Source organism: Xanthomonas bromi, from assembly GCF_900092025.1.
GTDB classification, from domain to species: Bacteria; Pseudomonadota; Gammaproteobacteria; order Xanthomonadales; family Xanthomonadaceae; genus Xanthomonas; species Xanthomonas bromi.
Genome location: NZ_FLTX01000023.1, coordinates 1 through 20,742 on the forward strand (window position 1 = coordinate 1; position 20,742 = coordinate 20,742).

A 20,742-nucleotide genomic window follows, 5' to 3' on the forward strand; every position below is an offset into this window, starting at 1 on the left:
GGGTCAGGTTTTGTTTTTTATTGGTATGAGAAGCGCTCATATTCGGGCTGCCCTTGTGCGCAGCCTTGACCTCCCATACATCCCCCACCCGCCATCCTCGCTGCAGCCTCAACTGGAGAACGTACGATGATGAAGTGGATGGGCACCGCGCTGGCCGCGGCACTGTTGGTAAGTGGTTGCGCCAAGGTGGAGGGCGAGAAGTTCGTTGGGCATTGGGTGAATGTGCAGTCGCAGGACGAGACGATGGACATCGAGCGTAATGGCGAGACCTTCATGGTTCGCAGCACCACGCCGAAGTTCTTCAGCCGTCAGCCCAAGACCGAGAGCTACCCGGCGGTGTACAAGGACGGGGCGCTGCAGGTCACCAACGATGGCGAGACGGTGAACTTCGCTATCGACGAGAGCAACGGCCACCTCAACACCGGTGGCGAGCAGTACGAGCGGGTGCCGGCCAAGTAAGGCCGCAGCCCGCGTGCAGACCTTGACGGTCGCACGCGGGCGTTACCGTTTACAGGCCTGCCGGCGGTAGCGATGGGGGCGAGGCGCTCGCTTGTTCGAGGAACTTCCGGGCCGGACACGCCGCCCGTCGTTCGGCCTCGCGTCCCCCCTGCCATTCCGTCTCGCACCGCCTTACAGTGCGCAGGCACGCCAGGGTCATGGCGCTGCCCGACCGATCAATCCAGCAACTACGAGGGTGTCATGAGCAAGGGGATGGACCAGAAGAAGAGCCAGAAGAAAGAGCCGACCAAGACGCTGAAGGAAAAGCGCGCGGCCAAGCAGGAAAAGAAGGGCAAGTAAGCCGCCCTACCTGTTCGCAGGCGGACGAACTGGAGGGGATGTCCAACCTCGCGCTTCGCGGATGACGCCACACGGCGCCACTCCGCGAATGCTGCGAACCGCTCAGTGCGCGTGTTGCCCCTCGTCCTCCCGGGCGAGCGCGGCCTTGGCCAGCGCCGACAGCAACAGCCTGGCTTTTTCCGGACGCACAACCTCGGCGTGGCCCACGTGTTCCACCGGGCTGGCTCCCTCACGGTGCATGGGCGTTGGCTGGAACAGCAGTCGCGCGGTGCCGGGCAGCGCCGCCAGCAGGGTCAGCGGATCGTAGAGATTGAGCTTGGTCACCTGCGGCCAGATGGCGTCGAAGGTCATGTCACCTTGCTGACCCGGTGCCGCTGGATCTTGCGGTTGTGCTGCAACGAACGTACGGAAGAACCACGCCGTATCCAGACCGGGGATCAGGTTGGCCTGGATGCCTTCCCACAGGCCTTTCAAGGCATTTTTCTGGACATCGCGCAGGTACTCGCCCACGGGATGGCCATTGCGTGCGATGCCTTCGTAGAACGCTGGCGGCACGGCGGCCCTGTAGGCAGCCTCCTTGGTCAGGATGCGCAGGGGAATGCCGAGTTGCTGCGCGCGCCGGTAGAGCGCACGGGCGGCGTGGATGTCGGTGGCGTTGTTGTAGGCGCGCGTATCCGGTTGAACGAAGCCATCGGCGTCCCTGGCCGGGTCGATGCCTCCCATGATGGTGATGGACGCGACCTTTTCCCGCACCAGATCGCCCGCCTCGGCAAGCAGGGCGCTGGCATCGGTCATTCCGGCGATGACCACCATGCCGAGCTTGTGGGGCGAGGCCGCCAGGCGCTCGCGCATCGCAAGGACGCCATCGGTGTGGACGGCGTCCGGCGCCGCACGCAGCGCGGTTCCCTCGGCGAGGAACTTGGAATGCTCCCGGGCCTGCGTGGGCGTCATGGGGTAGTCCTGACCACGCGCGACGCGAACATCCGGCAATGCCAGGCGATCGAAGACACCTTTTGCCAGCTGCGCCCGTTGCGATCGCATGTCGGCATCGCCCAGGGTGACGACGACGTCGGTCAGACGCAAAAAGCCTTCGACCTGCAGCTGCTTGGCGATGGTGTAGGTCACGACATCGTCGGGGTCTTTGTTCGGGTCGGTAAACAGCAGCGTGTCCAGCGGCAACTGCGGCCGGTGCAGACCCAGCTCCCGCAGGACGGCTGCCTCGGTGGGCGTCAGCACGGGCGTGTCGGCGGCGCCGAGCTCGGCCAGCATGCTGCGCTGGGCAGGCGTCAATCGCGCGGGCAAGCTCTGCGTGCGTCGGTGCCGTGGCGCGTCAGGGCGGGGAGGACGGCCAATGATGGTCTGCAAGGCATCCGGCGGCGGCGCGGCGGCGTCTGCGGCGGCATGTGCCGGCACGGCGACGGGTGGCGCGTCGCGCAGGTCAGCCGTCATGTCTGCGCTGGGCAAGCCAGCGGTGGAACGGATTCCGGTGGGCTGCATGGGAAGACCTCTGGCAGTGAACGGCGGTGCTGGCAGCCCTCGTTGGCAACACGACAGACCGGCGCTCACGGTCACGCGTGCACAACGCTGCACGCAACCGTCGCGTGTGAGCGCTCACGCGTGCATCAGTGGGCAGCGGCAATGCGTGCGGCGCAATCCCGCGGTCGAGCGGACGACCAGGCGCGCAACGTTACCCACGTCCAGCGCAGCGCCATGGCAGCGTGGTGAATTCCTGTGTGCGGCAACGAAGAGACACCCGGCAGGCACGCCGCCGCATCAACCCAACCCGACGCCGGTGTTGGCGAGCAGCGCACACGCTGCGCCGACGCCGTCGTACTCGCGCGCTTGGCTCGGCACAGGCCGGCGCTGAACGATTGCAATGGAATGGCGCGGCGCCTGCGCGATGCGGTGCTCATTCCGACTGTCCTCAGAAGCGCTGGCTTTGCTGGGCACGATTGCCTTCTCAGATTGCTGACGCAGAGGCCCGCTTTTCCTGGGCTATCTCGGCATCTGTGCATACGTTTTCCACATCAAAATAAAGAGCCCTGGATGGGATTGCCCGACGCGGTTGGCGTTGTTGCCCGCAAAGGGGATGCAGCACCAGCAGCGGATTGCATCTGCTCCCCACCCAACCGCCACGCCAACCCGGAGATCCGCGCGGCGTGCCTTGCGAGTGCGGCGCGGATGACCGCTTCGCTGCCGGCCAGGTGCAGGGCGCGGCGGGCGCGGGTGATGCCGGTGTAGAGCAGTTCGCGGCTGAGCACACGGGCGTCGCGGGTGGGCAGTTGCAGCCAGACGGTGTCGAATTCGCTGCCCTGGGCCTTGTGCACGGTCATGGCGAAGGCGCTTTCGTGCGCGGGCAGTGCGGCGGGGTGGAAGCCGCGCACCTGGCCGTCGCCGTCGCCTTCGAACCAGGCGACCAAGGGGCCTTGGGCACGGCTGTCTGTGGCCGGGTCGTGGCGGTTGGCGGTGGCGCCGATGGGGTTTGGGCCGGACGATGCAGCGGCGTCGCTACGTGCTGTCACGGTGCTCGCATCGCTGCGCTGCGAGGAAGCGCTTGTGTCGCTGCGTCCCGAAAAAGGACTCGCCTCGCTGCGCAGGCAGATCCCGACATCGCCATTGAACAGGCCGTGGCGGTAGCTGTTTTCGGTGATCAGCAGCAGGCGGCCCTGGAACCAGGGCGAGGCGCTGCCGAGGCGGCGGGCGCCGGAGCCGGTGTCGGCCAGCAGTTGTTCGATACGGGCGTTGAGGCCGCGCGCGCCTTGCGGGCCGGCGCGTACGGCGGTGAGTAGGCGCAGGCGCGCGGCATCGCGCAGCGCGACAGCGGGGTCCTGGGCAGTGGCCAGCGCGCGCCAGTGGGCGAGCAGTGCGTCGCGGCCGTCGCTGAGCGGGTCTTCGCGATCTTCGTGGAAGTGCACACCGGCCAGCTCGCCACTGCGTAACAGCGCCAAGGCGGTGTCGGCGTCGCCGGTGCGGATGGCATCGGCCAGCGGGGCGAGTGCGAAGCCGTGCGCCTGGCGGTAACCGCGCAGCAGGTGCACGCGATGGCCGGCCAGGCCGCCGCTGTGGGTGTGGCTGACGGGTTGGCCGCCGCTCTGGAGGCTGGCAGGCGTGCCAGAACTTGGCGCATTGCCCAGCAGTGGTTGCAGCGCTTGCGCGTCGTGCGGCTGCAGGGCATCGCCAGGGCCGGCGGCCTGCAGGATGGCGGCGAGCACGTCGCCGGCTTCCACCGAGGGCAGTTGGTCGGCATCGCCGAGCAGGATCAGCTGGGTGCCATCGGCGACGGCTTCGACCAGCTTGCACATCAGCGGCAGGTCGATCATGGAGGCTTCGTCGACGACGATCAGGTCGAACGGCAGCGGGTTGTCGGCGGTGTGGCGGAACTGCGGCGAATCGGGGATGACGCCGAGCAGGCGATGCAGGGTGCTGGCGCCGATGGGCAGGCCGGCGGCCAGGGTGGGGTCGATACCGTCGGCGATGGCGCGCGCGACGGCGGTACGCAGGCTTTCGGCCATGCGCTCGGCGGCGCGTCCGGTAGGCGCAGCCAGGGCGATGCGCGGGGCCGCGGTGTTGGCTGCATGTGCCTGGGCGATGCGCAGCACTAGCAGGCGGGCGATGGTGGTGGTCTTGCCGGTGCCGGGGCCGCCAGTGATCAGCAACAAGGTGCGGCGCAAGGCCAGGGCGGCGGCTTGGGCCTGGCGGTCGGTGGCGTGGGATAGGGCTGTTTGGTTCGACCCTTTGATGGATGGCTCAGTCGGATTTGTGCCCTCTTGCTGGAGGGATGGCTTGGGCAGGCGCGTACCCTCACCCGCCCTTCGGGCACCCTCTCCCGGGGGGAGAGGGGATGAGGCGGCGGCGTGTGGGAACAACTGCGCGAACAGCGGCGCCAGCGTGGTGGCGTCGAAGGGCGGCGGCGATTGGGCGGCGATGCGTTGCAGGCCCAGCGCCAGACGGCGTTCGTATTCGCGGTAGCGGCGCAGGTAGAGCAGGCCGTGTTCGAGGACCAACGGGCAGTCGGCGGCGGCGGGGTCTTCTGGCTGCGGTTGGTCGACCCAGCGCGAGGCGGCGAACGCGCGTTGCCAGTCGGCCGGGTCCGGCAGGGTGGGCGCCGGGCCATCGCGTTGGTCCAGCAGCATGGCGGCGCGGGTGGGGTCCAGCCCTGCGTGGCCGCTGGTGACGGCCAGCGACGCGAGTGCGGCGCCGGCCAGCACCTGGGGGTCGGTGTCCGGGGCCAAGCGTTGCAGGCTCTGCGCGAAGGCCAGATCCAGCGGGCGTAGCGCGTCGGCCTTGATCAGCGCGTTGAAGAGGGTTGGCTGGTTCATGGGGTGGACGCCAGGTGGGCGGAGGCGCCCTCGCCCCGAGCTCTACTCCGCGTCCCGGCACGCGCGGGGCGGCGCAGGCACTGCCAGGCACGCGCGCCGTTGCGCGCAAGCGGTGTCTGGCTACCCCGAGGGGAGCGCGGCTTGCGCACCGCGCTGATCGGAAGTGCGGTCTGTTGGGTCATGGCTTGGATGCTTCGGCGGCGGACGTACCCTCACCCCAACCCCTCTCCCGGGGGGAGAGGGGCGCTTGCCCGTCGGGGACATGGGGCGTTGCTGCGTTGCTGGACAGGGGCTCGGTGGGATTGCCGGCGAACAAGGCATCCAGGGCCTGGACCAGGGCCGGATCGAAGCGCCAGGCGTGGATGCCGGGTGCAACGGAGACGGATGCCGCCTGGATGCCGGGTGCGGACCTCTCGGATAAGGCGTCGCTGGCGGGGTCGGCGCCAGGGTCGATTGCGGCGTTGCGGGCGGGGCCGGAGCCGGGGTTGGCTGCGGCATTGCGGGCAGGATCGCTGCCAGGGTCGGTCGCGGCATTGCGGGCGTGGCCGGAGCCGGGGTTGGCCTCGGCGCTGCGAGCAGGGTGGAAGCCGGGGTCTGATGCGGGGTTGCGGGTGGCATCCAGGCCGCGGCAGAACAGGTAGCGCACGCCGCCGAAGTCGCGGGCGTAGTCGTAGGCCTCGCCCAGGCGGAAGCGCAGCCAGCGGTGCAGGGCGACGGTGTAGATCAGCGCCTGCAATTCGTACTCGCTGTGCGCCATGGCGCGGGCCAGGGCGTCGGCGTCGTAGCTGGGCAGGCGGTTGGATTTGTAGTCGAGCACGTACCAGCGGCCGTCGACGGTGTAGGTGAGGTCGATCAGGCCGGTCATCAGGCCTTCCAGCCGCTGGCGCGCGCCGAAGGCCTGGCGGTCGCCGACCACGCCAAACCGATGCAGCAAGGCGAGCAGCGCATCGACCCGGGTGGGTCGCATGGCGAAGTGGAATTCCATTTCGTTGCGGCGCTGCGGTTCGGGCACGTCGGCCAGGCGGGTGCCTTCGGGCAATGCCACGGTGAGGGTGTGGCCGATCAGTGCGGTGAGCATGGTCAGGCCGTCGTCGAGTTCGTCCTGGGCATAGCCGCCGCGTTGCAGGGCCTCGAGGATCGGTGCGGCCTGGCCGTCGGGTGCGGGCAGGCCCGGCCGCCAGGCGTGCCAGGCGGCGAAGTCGCAGCGTTCGAACACATCGTGCATCACTACGCCGAAGCGGTTGCCGGCAAAGCGCGGATCGAACGGTTCGGCCTCGGTGGCTGCGGCAACCGCCATCGCCTCGCTGCCGGACGGTTCGTCGCTGCCGCCACTGCCGACCACCGTAGCGCTGGCCATCGGGTCGGTGGCCGCGCCGGCATCGGCATTGGCCAGCTGGGTGAAGCTGTAGACCCACCACTCCGGTGCGATATGCCGCTGCGCGGTGCGCGCCAGCGGCACCTGCGCTTCGATCGGTGGCGGCAGGCGTGGCAGGGTGGCCGGCGGCGTGGACGTGTCGACCACTACCGCGCCCTCGCCGGCCGCGCCTTGCAATGCGTCCAGCGCGCGCAGCATGCTGGACAGTGCGGTGCGCTCATGCTGGTGGAACGGGCCGCTGGCGATCCACAGCGCGTGCTCGGCGCGGGTCAGGCCGACATACAGCAGGCGCGCGTCTTCGGCGCGTTGTTCCTGCTTCCAGGCGGCTTCGGCGGTGCTCCAGGTTGGGTCGTCTTTATCCGTCTTCCAGTGAAGTTGGCGGCCAAGCTCCGGCGCATGCACCACGCAATGGCGGCCGGCGCCCTTGTCGCTGCGGCCGATGCCGATGTACGGCAGGAACACCAGCGGATATTCCAGGCCCTTGCTCTTGTGCAAGGTGACGATCTGCACGCGGCGCGCGTCCGATTCCAGCCGCAGCTGCTGGGCTTCGTCGTTGTCGTCGGCATTGGCGATACGGCGCGACAGCCAGTCGACCAAACCATGCGGGCCGAGCGCGCGGGCGTCGGCTTCCTGCAGCAGTTCGGCCAGTTGCAGGTAATTGGTGAGGCGGCGTTCGCCATCGACCAATGCGAGCAGGCGTTGCCCGTGCGTGGCGCCGAGCTCGCCAATCAAGGCGAGCGGGCCGCCGCGCTGCCAGCGTTCGCGCCAGTCCAGCGCCTGTTGCTGCCAGCGGCGGTGACGTTCGCCATCGTGTGCGAGCGCGGCGATGGCAGCGGCGTCTGCGCCGATCAGCACGGTGGCCAGCGCGGCGCGCAGGCGGCTGTCGTCGCCCGGGTCGAGCAAGGCCTGCAGCAAGGCGAGCAGTTCCAGCGCTTCGTCGGTGGCGAACAGGCTCTGTTTGCCTGCGGCGACCGCCGGAATGCCCACCGCGCCCAGCGCCTGCTGGATGCGCGTGGCCTCGCCATGGCTGCGCACCAGCACGGCGATATCGCCGGCCTGCACCGGGCGCGCGTTGATGGTGGCGGTGCCGTCGCGGCCACCGGCCAGCCAGCCGCGGATCGCGGCGACGCAGGCGGCGGTGGCCAGCTCGCGCGCGCGACCGGCGCTCCAGGGTTTGGGCTTGCCTTTCGCAGGCGGCGGCGGTTCCGGCGCGCGCCACAGCGTCAGCGCCGGAGCGGTGGCGCCATCGCGTTGCAGGTCGGCATCCACCCGCTTGGTACCGGGCTGCACCGGGTGGAAGGCGATGCCGTCGGTGAGGAAGGCCTCACCGTAGCCGGCCTGCGCGTACAACGCGTCGATCGCCGCCAGCACGCCGGGGCGCGAGCGGAAGTTGTGGCTCAGCGGCGGCGCCAATTCGGCGGTAACCGCCGCAGCCAGATAAGTGCGCACGTCGCCGCCACGAAACCCGTAGATGGCCTGCTTGGGGTCGCCGATCAGAAACAGCGCCGGCTCCAGTCCGGTAGCGCGTGCGAGCGGGCCTTCGCCGAACACGTTGGAGAAGATCGCCCATTGGCGGTCGTCGGTGTCCTGGAATTCGTCCACCAGCGCGATGGCGTATTGGGCGCGCAGGCGCTGCACCAAGGCATCGGCTTGCGGGCCTTCCAGCGCGTGCGCGACGCCATCGACCAGGTCGTCGTAGGTCTGCACGCGGCGCTGGCGCTTGAGCAGCGCGAGCCGTGCGATGGCGTCCTCGCGCAGTGCATGCAGCAGGCGGATGCGGCGGCGTGTGCGCCATTGCTCGATGCGCGCCAGCGCAGTGAGATAGCCATCGATCTCGTGGCTCAGCGGCGAGGCCGGCGTGCGATCGACGAACTTCTTGTTGGTACCCGACGCCAGTTCGGCAGCGGTCAACTTGAGCAGCTTGGGATGCGGGGCGCTGTCGTGCGATGGCACGGCGGCAAAGCTGTCGAACCAGTGCCACAGCGCGGTGAGCCACTCCGGTTTGTAGCTGACCTTGCTCAAGATGCCGCCATCGATGGCGGACATGATGGATTCGAAAAACGCCGTGCCATGCGCCTGGAACGCGGTTGCCAGCGCATGGCGCGCATCGTGCACGGCTTGCAGCAAGGCGGCGGCATCGTCGCTGCCGGCATCGGAGGCGGCCGGCAGGATCGTCGAATGCCGCACCAAGGCGCGCAAATCGCTGGCCAATGCCTCGGGGCCGCCCGACCACAGCGCGATCAGGTCTTCGGCCATGGCCGCATCGGCGGCGCGCTGGCGCCACAGATCGGCGGCCACTTCGCCCAGCAATTCGCGATCGTTGGCGAGCAGTTCCGGTGCGGCGAAGGCCTGGCCGCTTTCCAGCGCGTGTTCGCGCAGCACGCGCGCGCAGAAGCCGTGGATGGTGAACACGGCGGCCAGGTCGATTTCTTCCACCGCCTGCTGCAGGCGACGGCGCAGGGCGGCGGGGGTCTCGGTGCCGGCGGCTAGATACGTGAGGAGGATGGCGCGGGTGAGCAGCGCGTCGGGCGCGTCCTGCGCATGCGGCGCCGGGTCGCCTTGGGCGCGCGACTGCGACGGGTCGCCGGCGAGAGCGGTCGCGGCCAGGGCCGCTCCTGCAGAAGGCGGTGGCGCATCGCGTACATGCGTTGGCGTCGGCGCATTTGCGGCCGAAGCCGTGCCGACGGAAGACGGTGCAGCGTCGGTCGCCAGCGTTGGCATCGGTTCGGTCGCGGCCTGGGTCGCTCCCACGCAAGGCGATGGAGCATCGGGAACCAGCGTTGCGGCCAGCACCAAGCGCTCGCGGATGCGGCGGCGCAGTTCCTGGGTGGCGGCCTCGGTGAAGGTGACGGCGAGGATCTGGCCGATGCGCAGGCCGCGTTCGACCACCAGCCGGGTGAACAGCGTGGCCAGGGTGAAGGTTTTGCCGGTGCCGGCGCTGGCCTCGATCAGGCGCACGCCATGCAATGGCAGGTGCAGGTACGGGTCGGTGACGGGGCTGGCGCTCATTCGGCGTCTTCCTGCGCGCCGTGCCAATGCCGCCAGCTGTCGATCAAGCGCTCGGCATCGAGCGGCGCGCCGGTGCTGCCCTGTTCGAGCAGTGCGTACACGCGATGGCTGGTGGCGGCGAAATCGGCGAAGCGTTGCGCATCGGCAAACGGGTCGCGACCGCAGTTGACCAGACGCAGTTCCGGGCTGTGCGATTCGCTCCAACCGAAGCTGGATTGCCACTGCACGGCCGCGTCCTTGATGGCCTTGTCCAAGTCATCGCCGCGCGCAGCCTGGTGGTATTTCCAACTGCTGTACGGCGCAAACGCCAGCGGCGTCTGCAAGCCGTGGCGATACAGCTGCAGTAGCTCGGCCAATGCGGTGTGCGCCTGCGTCTGCGACAGCGGCTGCGCATCGATGGGATGCGGGCCCAGGCCATCGTCGTGTTCGAAGAAACGCACGTACGGCGCGTGCTCGCCGGCGGCGCGCAGCAGCAGCCATTCCAGGCCATGACGAATGGCGCTGCGGCCGCTGAGCGCGCCGACCTGCACCCGCCCGACGCCGCTCGCATACCAGCCCGGCACACGGCCGTGCAGTTCGATATCACCGATCTGCACCTGCAGCCGGCGCGATTCGGCCGGCGCCTCGCCACGCCATTGTCGGAATGCCTCGGCATACGGGCGCAATTGCGCCACGCGCTCGTCGAGCTGGCGCCGTCCCAACGGCCCGGACGGCAACAGCGCACGGGCGCGCAGGCGCTCATACAGGCGCTCGGTGTCGCCGGCCAATGCGGCCTCGAACACCTGCTGCTGCAAGCCGTATTGCTCCAGCCCGCGCGTGGGGGCGAGCAACGGTTCCAGATCGCTGTCTTCGCTGGCCGGATCGGGCAAGCGCATGCCCAGGCGATGGCGCAGGAACTGCCCGGCCGGGTCGGCGAACAGCCGGCGCAGTTCATCGATGGACACGCTGGCAGGCAACGCGATGTCGTCGGCCGGCAATGCACCGGCCACCCACGGCGCCAGCGGCTGGCGCTGGCCGACCAGGCTGTCCACCGCTGGCCGCCATTGCCGGCGATAACTGAAACGGCGCGGGTCGGCACCGGCGTCGCCCAGCGCACCGAACGCGGCGGCGGCGAATGGCTGCAACGGGTGTCGCACCACCAACGTGTCGAGCGCATTGCTGGCGGCGTGGTAGTGCGCCGCGCTGGCCAGCAATTCGCTGACCAGCACCGACGGCTCGCGCGCGCTGCCATCGCGCGCATCGGCGCCGAGATAGCTGAGGTAAAACACGTCTTGTGCAGAAGCGAACAACTGCAGGAACAGGAAGCGGTCGTCCTCGCGCGTGGAACGGTCGCCATGCCGGCGACGCTCGGTGCCCAACTCGGCAGTGAGGCGATTGAGCCCGGCCGCCGGGTCGCGGCGCGGGAAGTCGCCATCGTTCATGCCGAGCAGGCAGATCACGCGGAACGGCAGCAAGCGCATCGGCACCATGCGGCCAAAACTGATGCCGCCGGTGAGCAGCGGTGCGCGCGTGTCCGACTCGCCCAGCACCGCGGCGAAATGCGCACGCACCACCTCGGCCGGCACCTTGCCGGCGTAGTCGGCACGCACTGCATCGCGGGCGAATTGGTCGATCAGCGTGCGCAAGCGATCCAGCGCGCGCTGTGCACGCGGTGCCGAAGGCGCTTTTGGAATCAGCGCCTCCAGCAGGCCGAGCAGACGCTCGCGCCATTCGACCGGCGTCATCGCTTTGGCCATGACAAACTGGTGGCGTTCGAGCACGCCCAGCAAGTGCAACAGCGTATCCAGCGCGGCCAATGCGCTGCCTTCCAGCTGCGGCCACGGCGCCACGCCCTCGATATCGTCCTCGGCGCCGCTGGCATGGCCGAGCAGCAGGCGGTCCAACGCGAAGCGCCAGGTGTAGGCATCGTCGCCCGGTGCCTGGTGCTGACGCCGATGCGCGGCATCCAGGCCCCAGCGCGCGCCGGCCGCATGCAGCCAGCTGCGCAGCCGTTCCAGCCCGGCTTCGTCCAGCCCGGCCGCTTCGGCGATCGGCGCGCTGGCCAGCAGGTCGAGAATTTCATGCAGACCGAAACGCGCAATCGGCAAGCCGAGCAGGCTGAGGAACACCTCGGCCAACGGCTCGCTCGCCAGCGGGCTGGCATCGGCCAGCGCATACGGCAGCGCGTCGTCGTTGCCATGGCTGCCGAACACCGCATCCAGATACGGCACGTACGGGTCGATGTTGGGCGACAACACCGCAATCTCGCGCGGCTGCAGTGGCGGATCGAAGCGCGTGTCGTCGAGGAGTGCGCGCAGCTGGTCGTGCAACACCTGCAACTCGCGCAGCCGCGTGTGGCAGGCGTGCACCTGCAGGCTGGGGTCGTGCAGATTCACCGCAGGCAATAACGCGGGAACTGCAGGTGCGCGGCGATGGAACAGATCGCTCTGCATGCGCCGCAACAGGCTGTCGCCCAGCCCGCCATCGGCCAGCGTGCGACGGCCCGAGTCGAGCGGGTCGGCATAGGCCGCAATTTCGGCCAGTGGATGCACGACCTCGTAATCGCCGACCAACGCCATGAAATCGCGCCCGGCCGCACCCCATGCCTGCAATAGCGGGTTTTCCTGCACCTGCTCGGCGAACAGTTGCACCGCGCCATCTTCGCGCCGGCGTTGCCACAAGGTTTGCAGATCGCCCCAGTACCCTTGCGTGGGCGTGGGCAGGTAGAAATGCAGCGTGCCCACGCGCGCTTGCGTGGCCAGCACGCGCAAGACGTCCGGCGAGATATTCAAGATGGCGAACGCGAACAGGCGCTTGGGCAAGCCCTGCGGCAGCGGACCATCCGGGCGCGCGTAGCGATCCAGATACTGGCCGATGCGACGCGCGCGGTATTGGCGGCCGATGGCGATGCTGCGCCACAGCCGGGCTTGCGGGTCGTCCGGATCGGCGCCGCCTTCCCAACGCAGCAGCCAGTCGCGTCGCCATGCCTGATATTTTTCGAACACGCTGCCCAACTCGCCGGCCAGCGCCCACGGCTTGAGCGCATCGCCATCGGCCAGATACCCGGCCAATGGCGCCAACGCCGCATCGCTGCCCAGGTCGGCCTGCAACGCGGCGTACAGGCGCCACTGCGTGGTCGCCATGTCCAGATCGTCGTCGGCCGGACCGAGATTGCGCTCCAGCGCGCGCGCGACGAATTCGCCGGGCGTGAGAAATTCCAGATTGGCCGCCACGCCGTGCTCGGCCGCCAACGTGGACTGCAGCCAGCGCCGCATCGCCACCTGCGGAATCAGCACCACCTCCGGCTGCAGCAACGGTTGCCCGGGCATCGGCCGGCGCAGCGCTTCGGCGAGCAGGGCGGCCAGGGTATCCAGCGCGTTGGAAGGATACAGCCGGAAATCGGGTGGGGGCGTAACAGACATATTCCCGCTATTGTGCCGGATGCGTTGCGGCAACAGTACGTTTTACCGCATCGGTGAGCCGCCCACGCCGATGATGGTGACACCTGCGGCGTCAAGTCATCCGTGGCACGCAAGGCGCGGGCTGGGTGATGGTGTAATGCGTCGCCCCTGAAAACCACGCGGCCCTTTACAGAGCAGGGTTTGTAAGCACCATCAGGCGTGCGGTGTTTGCCGATTTCCGCTATGGTGAACGGCGGTGTCTTGCAATTTCAATGCTGCTGGCTTCGATGACAGAAATCCTGGGCGATGCAATGGCAATGTCGGCACCCCGTGGCGAATGATCAAACCTCGACTCCGCCTATGCACCATTCAAGTGCTCCATTACCTGACGTGAAATGAGCTGACCTTCGCACTGCATCCGGCTCAGCTCATCTTGCTTCCACTCCCTTGCCAGACGCCCGTTCTCAAGCATCCAGACTCGCTGCGCATACGATTGAGCAAGGTCGATGTTGTGCGTGACTAACAACACGCTTTGACCACTCACCTGCGTCAATTTACGCAAGAACTTCAGCGTACGGCCGACACTGGGCAAGTCCAACCCGTTAAGTGATTCGTCTAAAAGCAGCAACCGCGGCGTGCCAACCATCGCCAATGAGATCGCTAGTTTCTGCCGAGTTCCAAGCGAGTATGATGCGATGGGAGCATGCATGTAAGGATATAAATCCACCACAGTGGCATAATCAATCGCCACCTTGATGGCATTCGTGCGCAATGCAGCCGCTACAAGATCGAGCGCATGAAATCCAGTCAAGCGCTCCGGCAGCATGTTCGGTGCCACCGCGAGCCCGACGGGTGGACGGCTTCCAAGCTCCAGATCCGTATAAACCACGGCGCCACCGCTTATCTCATGTAATCCGGAAAGCACCCGCACCAACGTGGATTTTCCCGAAGCATTCGCGCCGATCAGAACTACCACTTCACCAGCAGCAATCCTTGCAGTAAAGTCAAACAAAACGCGGTGAGCAGCATAACCTGCGCACACCGCATTCATATTAAGTAATGTCACACTTTCTCCATCCAGGCATGATGCCCTCTTCGAATCAACCAGCCCAAATGGAGCGGCAATATCAACACGGCGATCGGGCCAGCGACTAGAGCTACGAGTGGAAATATCGTATTTACCATACGAAAAATTGAACGACGGCCGCCTCCCATTCCTACAAGGTCACTCACCACCCATATCACTCCAACATAACACGCGATCACTAACCCCACTAAAACAACCAGTATCCAAATCGGTTGATGTAGGACAACCGCAGCAATTGCAATCGGAGCCGCCATGCCTGCAGCAATCGCTACAGGAAACCACAGCAGACGTGATACCGCACGCCACGGCGCCACGCCTGTCCAAGCCAGCAACCTGTGCAGTTCCGTTGCCCCTGCGACCAGCAAGGTCTGAAGAAAGATGAATGCGATAGCCGATATCGCCACTGCCATACCCAGCATACCGGGATGCTCAATACGTACCGCACATACCGCAGCGATAGAGATGGCAAGCATTGCGACGATAAAGAAAAATCCAACCGTTCTCGGGCGCGGCATCTGCAGCATGGGGGCTGCCGGCATGATACGTACGAATCCACGACCGCTTCCAGCAGACGTGGAAATCGAAACATTCAGACGCTCTCTATTTGCAAAGAAGGCAAATACGAATCCAGTAAAAAATACGGCAACCGCTGTGGCCACAGCCAATCCAGATATGACAAACCAATGGGAGGCGACGACGCCGATACAAGCCATGCTCACAGCACCACGTAATCCGCCCCACAGACACCGTAATTTTCGCTCGTTAGAGTAGTGTCGATGCTGCATGCACCACGCCAGCCAATGCCCATGAAGGTAGAACGAAGTCCTGCGCGACGATCGCCATCCTGACACACCGCCACTGAGCAACATCCCTCCCACCAGCCCAAGCTTTCCGCCAGCGGACAGAACATGAGGCTGAACTGTATGCATCGGCAACGACGAGACCCAAACAAGCGCCAGTATGATCCCTAGCAGCATCGCCGCATTGGCGATCGCTTCAATTCGATATTCGCGTAAGCGCCACCAGCGTGAATACCAAACAACAACTCCTGCCGCGGTACAAGGAAGCACTGTAGCCAGCCTGCGCTCCAGCGGCGTCAAGAACGAAGTCATTAAAATGCCTCTCATAAAGGCGGGCTCATGGAGCCCGCCCAGCGCAGCTTTATTACATTGGAACCAGCATCAGTACAACAAAGACACCAACACACAACGGACCGCCCACTGCATCCGACGCCCCCGTCGGTGCAACGTTCACTTCCAGATCATCCAGAACAATGGCTTGCATGAGACCTCCTTGAATTGCACCCTCAATGGACGCCTTAACAGACGAGTGCCATCTGCCACGACGTTACTACACGAACTTCATACCGTCCTTTCAGCCACCATTGAGCGCGCACGAAAGCGAACAACTTCATCGCGATCATCAGCGCCTAGCTCAATCATTCGCAGACGCTCGCCTGCAGACAATTCTCTGAGAGTAGAAGCAGCAACCAATGCAGCCTCACGTACACGCCGACAAGGCGCATCAATAATTAGCGACTCAATGACATCAGCAGTGTCGCTGTTTGCCAGCTGCCCGGCCAGCACCACAATAGATGCACGCTTGTGCACCAATGCTATTTGTGGCATTTCAACGATGCGACCGTCGGATGGATCAAAAAAATACTGATCTGGTTCGCACTCACGTTTCTTCGTCACCATTAGATTAAGCGATACTGACAATTGCTCCGGCGGAAACTGAGTATGCACATCCATTTTCTCGCGATAGACCATGACACGACCTACCGGCAGCATTGTGCGTCCCAGCGACTCTAGTTCAACAACTTCGCCAATATATCCGCGCACCCGAGAAGGATCATACTGATAAAGATTCGTTTCGTATCCCGGGCCGTGATAGCCGACCGTCATAAACTGGAAATTATGATCGTGCGTATTTCGATAGCTAAAAACCCGCTCCTCCTGGGAACGAAATTTCTCAGACAATTTCAGCGGCGTCCAAATATTTGCCCGCAAGAAAAATCCGCGCCCCGCCCCCAAAAACACTGACTGCGGCGTATATGCCGCAAGCGGACTATGATCTAAAAATTTCTTAATGGCGCCGTTGAAATAAGATGGAATCAGGTCCGCATCGTTCGCTAACTTACGGAAATGAGGCGCTGACTCCGCCAAACCTTCCGCACAACCAAGATCCACATGTTGCTCCACATGTTCGATGAATTCGTCTATTCGCAACTTTTCTGTGGAAACTGGATCAATCGTAATTGGCATGACTCATCCCTGTGGCAAAATTCGACTCAAAGCTTTATGTGCGGCCGCACGTACATGCGGATGCGGATCCTCTGCTGCAACCTTTAATCTTGGCACCAGCAATTCAGGCGCTACATATCCAAGCGCCTGCATTGCAGCCCAGCGAACAAAATATTGGTGATGATCGCAAAGCTGCGACAATGCTGGAACAGCAGCCCGATTCATCATAGCACCGAGTGTTCGCGACATCGATACAAGCTCTGAATCAATAGGGTCGGCTGCGATTGCCTGTAAAGCCTGCCCCGTATCGCGATGAAATGCCCATTGCAATGGATGATGTGCGGTCGAAAAAAATTTCACAACCAAGACTTTCGCGTCTACCATGACATCAAACAGATCATGTCGACTATCTATTGTAATAAGATCGCCCGGCGCATGAACTCGCCGCACGGCTGGCTGAAGCCGCAAAGCTGGGTCGAATGTCCCGATATCAATCCCTTGCGGCAAGGTATAGTGATCAGCCACAAGTGCTTGCTGCCCCGCCACAACGACAACCATGTGCTGAGGCATTGTGTAGACGAACTCCGAAGAGCGAGAGTAAAACCCAACTCTCAATTGCCACTTCGGACCGTTAGCCATAACAATATAATCAGGTTCCCACCGAGGGGATTCGTAGCCGGGATTTCCGGCTATATTCCGCAACTCATCAGCAGCCACCCGTGATAATACATCCGTGCCACATACCAGTGACCTCAGCTTCTCGCTCATGCGAAAGAAGCCCTCGTGATAATCACGAGCCATTTGCTCGTCAGCTTCCTTGGCGAACTCGACAAGTTCTGAAGGCATTTTCATATCACGCTCCCTGTGCATATCCATTGCATCCTAACCATAGATCGCTTTTAAAAGCAAGCTCGTACCATGTTAGCCCCGTGGCACCCCCTCTGCCCCTACGATACGCATCATGATGCTGTAGAGTCGCGTCCCTGGATTCGCCTCCAACTTAATGACTTGACTAGAGCGTGAAACGATCACGTTAACAGGCCTCAATGAACAACTCTGCCGATCTGCTGAAGGAACTGCGCATCGACCGCAAGGCCCCGTCCCGCGAATCGCCCTCGGGGCGCGGAGGGTGGATCGCCATCGCCACGCTCGTCGTCGTTATCGTGCTGCTGCTCGTTGCCGCCGCAGCGTGGTGGTGGCTGGGCCGGGCGAAGCCGCTGCAGGTGCGCACCGCGCCGGTGGTGGCGATCAGCGCCGGCAGCGCGTCGTCGTCGGTCCTCGATGCCAGCGGCTACGTGGTGGCGCGACGTATGGCTACGGTGTCGGCGCAGGTCACCGGCAAGGTGCTGCAGGTGATGATCGAGGAAGGCATGCGCGTGGAGGAAGGTCAGGTGATGGCCACGCTCGATCCGATCGAGACCAATGCGCAGCGCGAGGTCGGTGCTGCGCAGCTCGCGGCGGCGCGCAGTCAGTTGCAGAACGTGCAGGCGCAGCTGGTCGTGGCCGAGGCCGATGCGACGCGGCTGCAGTCGCTGGTGGGCGAGCAGTTGGTATCGCGTTCGCAGTACGATCAGGCGGTGTCGCAGCGCGATGCGCTGCGCGCGCAGCTGCAGGTGGCCAAGCGCAATGTCGCGGTCGCCATGCACCAGTTGTCGCTGTCAGACATCCATGTCGACTTCACCGTGGTGCGCGCGCCGTTCGCCGGTGTGGTCACTGCCAAGGCCGCGCAGCCGGGCGAGATCGTCTCGCCGCTGGCCACCGGCGGTTTCACCCGCACCGGCATCGGCACCATCGTCGACATGGATTCGCTGGAAGTGGAAGTGGAGGTCGGCGAGGCCTACATCGGCCGCGTGCAGCCGAAGATGCCGGCCGACGTGATCCTCGACGCCTATCCAGACTGGCGCATCCCGGCCGAGGTGATCGCGATCATCCCGGCTGCCGACCGCGGCAAGGCCACGGTCAAGGTGCGCGTGGCGCTGAAGGTCAAGGACGCACGCATCGTGCCGGACATGGGCGTGCGGGTGAGCTTCCTGGAAAAGGCCACGGCGCAGCAGCAGAACAACCAGAAGGGCGTGCGGATGCCGGCTGCGTCACTGCTACAGCGTGACGGCACAAGCCGCGTCTTCGTCCTCGGCAACGACAACCACGTCGCGCTGCGCGAGGTGAAGACCGGCATCGACATGGGCAGCGACAAGCAGGTGGTATCGGGCGTATCCGTAGGCGACACGGTGGTCGTCGAGCCACCGCAGGCGCTGAAGGATGGCGATGCGGTGACATTGTCCAGCGACGCACAGGAGTGAATGCGCCGCGCGCGCAAGTGTGGTCTTCGTTTGTAATGTTGCTTGGATTGGTTCCAGTTTGAGTGGTTCCATGTCGTGAGCGGCATCGCTGTTGTTGCTGTCGAGCGCCCTACCGAGTCCCGGTCTGCGGCGGTGACCGGGGAATGCCGCTTCGTACCGGAGCCGGGGAAATCCAAAGCGACAGCAACAACCACACCTGCTGCACTTGAACCTGCAAAGACAGTGGAGTCGCCGACGTTGATCGCCGCACGCGTGGCGACATGCATGACATGGATAAATATCGACACCGATCGCATCGCAATACCAGCCCACCCATCATTGATCTCGTTCACCCCGCATCGAAACGCAGAGGATCCCACGCAATGACCGCCCTCGTTACCCTCCGCAACGTCACCAAGACCTACCAGCGCGGCCCCGAGAAGGTGCAGGTACTGCATGGCATCGATCTGGAGATCGAGCGCGGCGACTTCGTCGCGCTGATGGGCCCGTCCGGTTCGGGCAAGACCACACTGCTGAACCTGATCGGTGGACTCGACACGCCGTCCGGCGGCGAGATCGAGATCGAAGGCAAGCGCATCGACCGCATGAGCGGCGGTCAGTTGGCCACCTGGCGCAGCCATCACGTCGGCTTCGTGTTCCAGTTCTACAACCTGATGCCGATGCTCAACGCGCAGAAGAACGTCGAGCTGCCACTGCTGCTGACCAACCTCGGCGCGGCGCGGCGCAGGCGCCATGCCGAAATCGCGCTGACGCTGGTCGGCCTCGATGAGCGCCGCAGCCACAAGCCCAGCGAATTGTCCGGCGGCCAGCAGCAGCGCGTGGCGATCGCGCGGGCCATCGTCTCCGACCCCACCTTCCTGATCTGCGACGAGCCCACCGGCGACCTCGACCGCCACAACGCCGAGGAGATCCTCAAGCTGCTGCAGCAGCTCAACCGCGAACACGGCAAGACCATCATCATGGTCACCCACGATCCCAAGGCCGCCGAGTACGCCTCGCATACCGTGCATCTGGACAAGGGCGAGCTGGCCGACGCGCTGGTCGCGTACTGACCGGAGACGACGATGAAATACTTCTCGCTCGTATGGGCGCAGTTGTTCCGCAGCAAGACGCGGACGCTGCTGACCCTGCTGTCGGTGGTCGCTGCATTCCTGCTGTTCGGAATGCTCGATTCGGTGCGCGTGGCGTTCAATTCCGGCGGCAGCATTGAAGGCGTCAACCGCCTGGTGGTGACCTCGCGCCTGTCGATCACCCAGTCGCTGCCGATCCGCCTGGGCACGCAGATCCGCGAGGTGGCCGGGGTACGCGATGTGACTTCGGCGATGTGGTTCGGCGGCATCTATAAAGATCCGAAGAACTTTTTCGCCAACTCCTCGGTGGCTCCGAACTACTTCGACGTTTACCGTGAACTGCAGATTCCTCCGGAACAGCTGAAGGTGTTCCATGCTACGCGCACCGGCGCGATCGTCGGCGAATCGCTGGCCGAAGAGTTCGGCTGGAAACTCGGCGACACCATCCCACTGCAGGCGACGCTCTTCCCCCGCGGCGGTAGCAACGCCTGGCCGCTGCAACTGGTCGGCATCTTTCGCTCCAAGGACCGCACGCTGGCCGCCAACGAGGAACGCCAGTTGATGATGAACTGGAAGTACTTCGACAAATCCAACGACTACATCAAGAACCGGGTCAGCTGGTACACGGTGACGCTGGACAACCCCGACCATGCCTCGCGCGTGGCGCAGGCGATCGATGCGATCTCGGCCAACTCCGATCACGAGACCAAGAGCCAGACCGAGTCGGCGTTCCAGCAGGCCTTCGTCAAGCAGTTCGCCGACATCGGCATGATCGTCACCTCGATCATGGGCGCGGTGTTTTTCACACTGCTGCTGCTGACCGGCAACACCATGGCCCAGGCGGTACGCGAGCGCATCCCGGAACTGGCAACGCTGAAGACGCTCGGCTTCAGGGACGGCACGATGTTGACTCTGGTGATGGTCGAATCGGTGCTACTGATCGGGCTCGGTGGTGCGATCGGCCTGGGTCTTGCGGCGCTGATCCTGCCGGGGCTGGCGTCCAAGGCAATGGGCATGCTGCCTCCGAACGTGCCACTGCAAACCTGGCTGGTCGGTGCCGGGCTGATCGTGGTGATCGGCGTGGTGGTCGGCGTGCTGCCGGCGCTACGCGCGAAGCGTCTGAAGATCGTCGATGCCCTGGCTGGGCGCTGAGGAGAT

At 64.8% G+C, this 20,742-nt stretch carries 12 protein-coding genes; 4 read left to right on the forward strand and 8 right to left on the reverse strand.

All coding sequences use genetic code 11. The features are described from left to right. Window positions 1-126 precede the first annotated feature (126 nt). Window positions 127-459 (forward strand): hypothetical protein, encoded by a 333-nt coding sequence (locus XBLMG947_RS07770; RefSeq protein WP_065467465.1) that lies wholly within the window; start codon window positions 127-129, stop codon window positions 457-459. Window positions 460-900: 441 nt separating this feature from the next. Here XBLMG947_RS07770 and xopQ read toward each other — a convergent pair whose 3' ends face one another. The 8 genes from xopQ to XBLMG947_RS21330 all read right to left on the reverse strand — a co-directional run bounded on the left by xopQ (window position 901) and on the right by XBLMG947_RS21330 (window position 17,066). Further along, window positions 901-2,295, reverse strand: coding sequence for a type III secretion system effector XopQ (gene xopQ, locus XBLMG947_RS07775; RefSeq protein ID WP_065467467.1), 1,395 nt, complete (start codon window positions 2,293-2,295; stop codon window positions 901-903). A gap of 530 nt (window positions 2,296-2,825) precedes the next feature. Further along, window positions 2,826-5,117: an exodeoxyribonuclease V subunit alpha gene (gene recD, locus XBLMG947_RS07780; RefSeq protein ID WP_065467469.1), complete on the reverse strand. Its 2,292-nt coding sequence runs from the start codon at window positions 5,115-5,117 to the stop codon at window positions 2,826-2,828. Window positions 5,118-5,295: 178 nt separating this feature from the next. Beyond that, window positions 5,296-9,501, reverse strand: a complete 4,206-nt coding sequence (recB, locus tag XBLMG947_RS07785; RefSeq protein ID WP_065467471.1) for an exodeoxyribonuclease V subunit beta — start codon at window positions 9,499-9,501, stop codon at window positions 5,296-5,298. Continuing rightward, the gene (gene recC / locus XBLMG947_RS07790; protein ID WP_065467473.1) at window positions 9,498-12,902 is read right to left on the reverse strand and encodes an exodeoxyribonuclease V subunit gamma; all 3,405 of its coding nucleotides are present in this window, start codon (window positions 12,900-12,902) and stop codon (window positions 9,498-9,500) included. The genes recB and recC overlap by 4 nt, the downstream gene beginning before the upstream one ends. Before the next feature lie 337 nt (window positions 12,903-13,239). Then, window positions 13,240-13,947: an ATP-binding cassette domain-containing protein gene (locus XBLMG947_RS07795; protein WP_139074376.1), complete on the reverse strand. Its 708-nt coding sequence runs from the start codon at window positions 13,945-13,947 to the stop codon at window positions 13,240-13,242. Next, the gene (locus XBLMG947_RS07800) at window positions 13,944-15,080 is read right to left on the reverse strand and encodes a hypothetical protein (RefSeq protein ID WP_065467672.1); all 1,137 of its coding nucleotides are present in this window, start codon (window positions 15,078-15,080) and stop codon (window positions 13,944-13,946) included. Before XBLMG947_RS07800 ends, XBLMG947_RS07795 begins: the two co-directional genes overlap by 4 nt. A 249-nt stretch (window positions 15,081-15,329) precedes the next feature. Next, window positions 15,330-16,235, reverse strand: coding sequence for a HEAT repeat domain-containing protein (locus tag XBLMG947_RS22550; protein ID WP_139074377.1), 906 nt, complete (start codon window positions 16,233-16,235; stop codon window positions 15,330-15,332). A gap of 3 nt (window positions 16,236-16,238) precedes the next feature. Further along, window positions 16,239-17,066, reverse strand: coding sequence for a HEAT repeat domain-containing protein (locus XBLMG947_RS21330; protein ID WP_167352016.1), 828 nt, complete (start codon window positions 17,064-17,066; stop codon window positions 16,239-16,241). 194 nt (window positions 17,067-17,260) lie between these two features. Here XBLMG947_RS21330 and XBLMG947_RS07805 point away from each other — a divergent pair, with 194 nt between their 5' ends. The 3 genes from XBLMG947_RS07805 (at window position 17,261) to XBLMG947_RS07815 (ending at window position 20,736) form a co-directional block, all read left to right on the forward strand. Next, the gene (locus XBLMG947_RS07805) at window positions 17,261-18,514 is read left to right on the forward strand and encodes an efflux RND transporter periplasmic adaptor subunit (protein WP_065467477.1); all 1,254 of its coding nucleotides are present in this window, start codon (window positions 17,261-17,263) and stop codon (window positions 18,512-18,514) included. A gap of 362 nt (window positions 18,515-18,876) precedes the next feature. Beyond that, window positions 18,877-19,566: an ABC transporter ATP-binding protein gene (locus XBLMG947_RS07810; RefSeq protein WP_065467479.1), complete on the forward strand. Its 690-nt coding sequence runs from the start codon at window positions 18,877-18,879 to the stop codon at window positions 19,564-19,566. 12 nt (window positions 19,567-19,578) lie between these two features. Beyond that, window positions 19,579-20,736, forward strand: coding sequence for an ABC transporter permease (locus XBLMG947_RS07815; protein WP_065467481.1), 1,158 nt, complete (start codon window positions 19,579-19,581; stop codon window positions 20,734-20,736). Window positions 20,737-20,742 lie beyond the last annotated feature (6 nt).

Excerpts from the sequence above, each read along its gene's own strand:
- XBLMG947_RS07810 (WP_065467479.1), top strand. The coding sequence starts at position 18,877 with ATGACCGCCCTCGTTACCCTCCGCAACGTCACCAAGACCTACCAGCGC.
- XBLMG947_RS07770 (WP_065467465.1), top strand. The coding sequence starts at position 127 with ATGATGAAGTGGATGGGCACCGCGCTGGCCGCGGCACTGTTGGTAAGT.
- recD (WP_065467469.1), bottom strand. The coding sequence starts at position 5,117 with ATGAACCAGCCAACCCTCTTCAACGCGCTGATCAAGGCCGACGCGCTA.
- XBLMG947_RS07800 (WP_065467672.1), bottom strand. The coding sequence starts at position 15,080 with ATGACTTCGTTCTTGACGCCGCTGGAGCGCAGGCTGGCTACAGTGCTT.
- XBLMG947_RS22550 (WP_139074377.1), bottom strand. The coding sequence starts at position 16,235 with ATGCCAATTACGATTGATCCAGTTTCCACAGAAAAGTTGCGAATAGAC.
- recB (WP_065467471.1), bottom strand. The coding sequence starts at position 9,501 with ATGAGCGCCAGCCCCGTCACCGACCCGTACCTGCACCTGCCATTGCAT.
- recC (WP_065467473.1), bottom strand. The coding sequence starts at position 12,902 with ATGTCTGTTACGCCCCCACCCGATTTCCGGCTGTATCCTTCCAACGCG.
- XBLMG947_RS21330 (WP_167352016.1), bottom strand. The coding sequence starts at position 17,066 with ATGAAAATGCCTTCAGAACTTGTCGAGTTCGCCAAGGAAGCTGACGAG.
- xopQ (WP_065467467.1), bottom strand. The coding sequence starts at position 2,295 with ATGCAGCCCACCGGAATCCGTTCCACCGCTGGCTTGCCCAGCGCAGAC.
- XBLMG947_RS07805 (WP_065467477.1), top strand. The coding sequence starts at position 17,261 with ATGAACAACTCTGCCGATCTGCTGAAGGAACTGCGCATCGACCGCAAG.
- XBLMG947_RS07815 (WP_065467481.1), top strand. The coding sequence starts at position 19,579 with ATGAAATACTTCTCGCTCGTATGGGCGCAGTTGTTCCGCAGCAAGACG.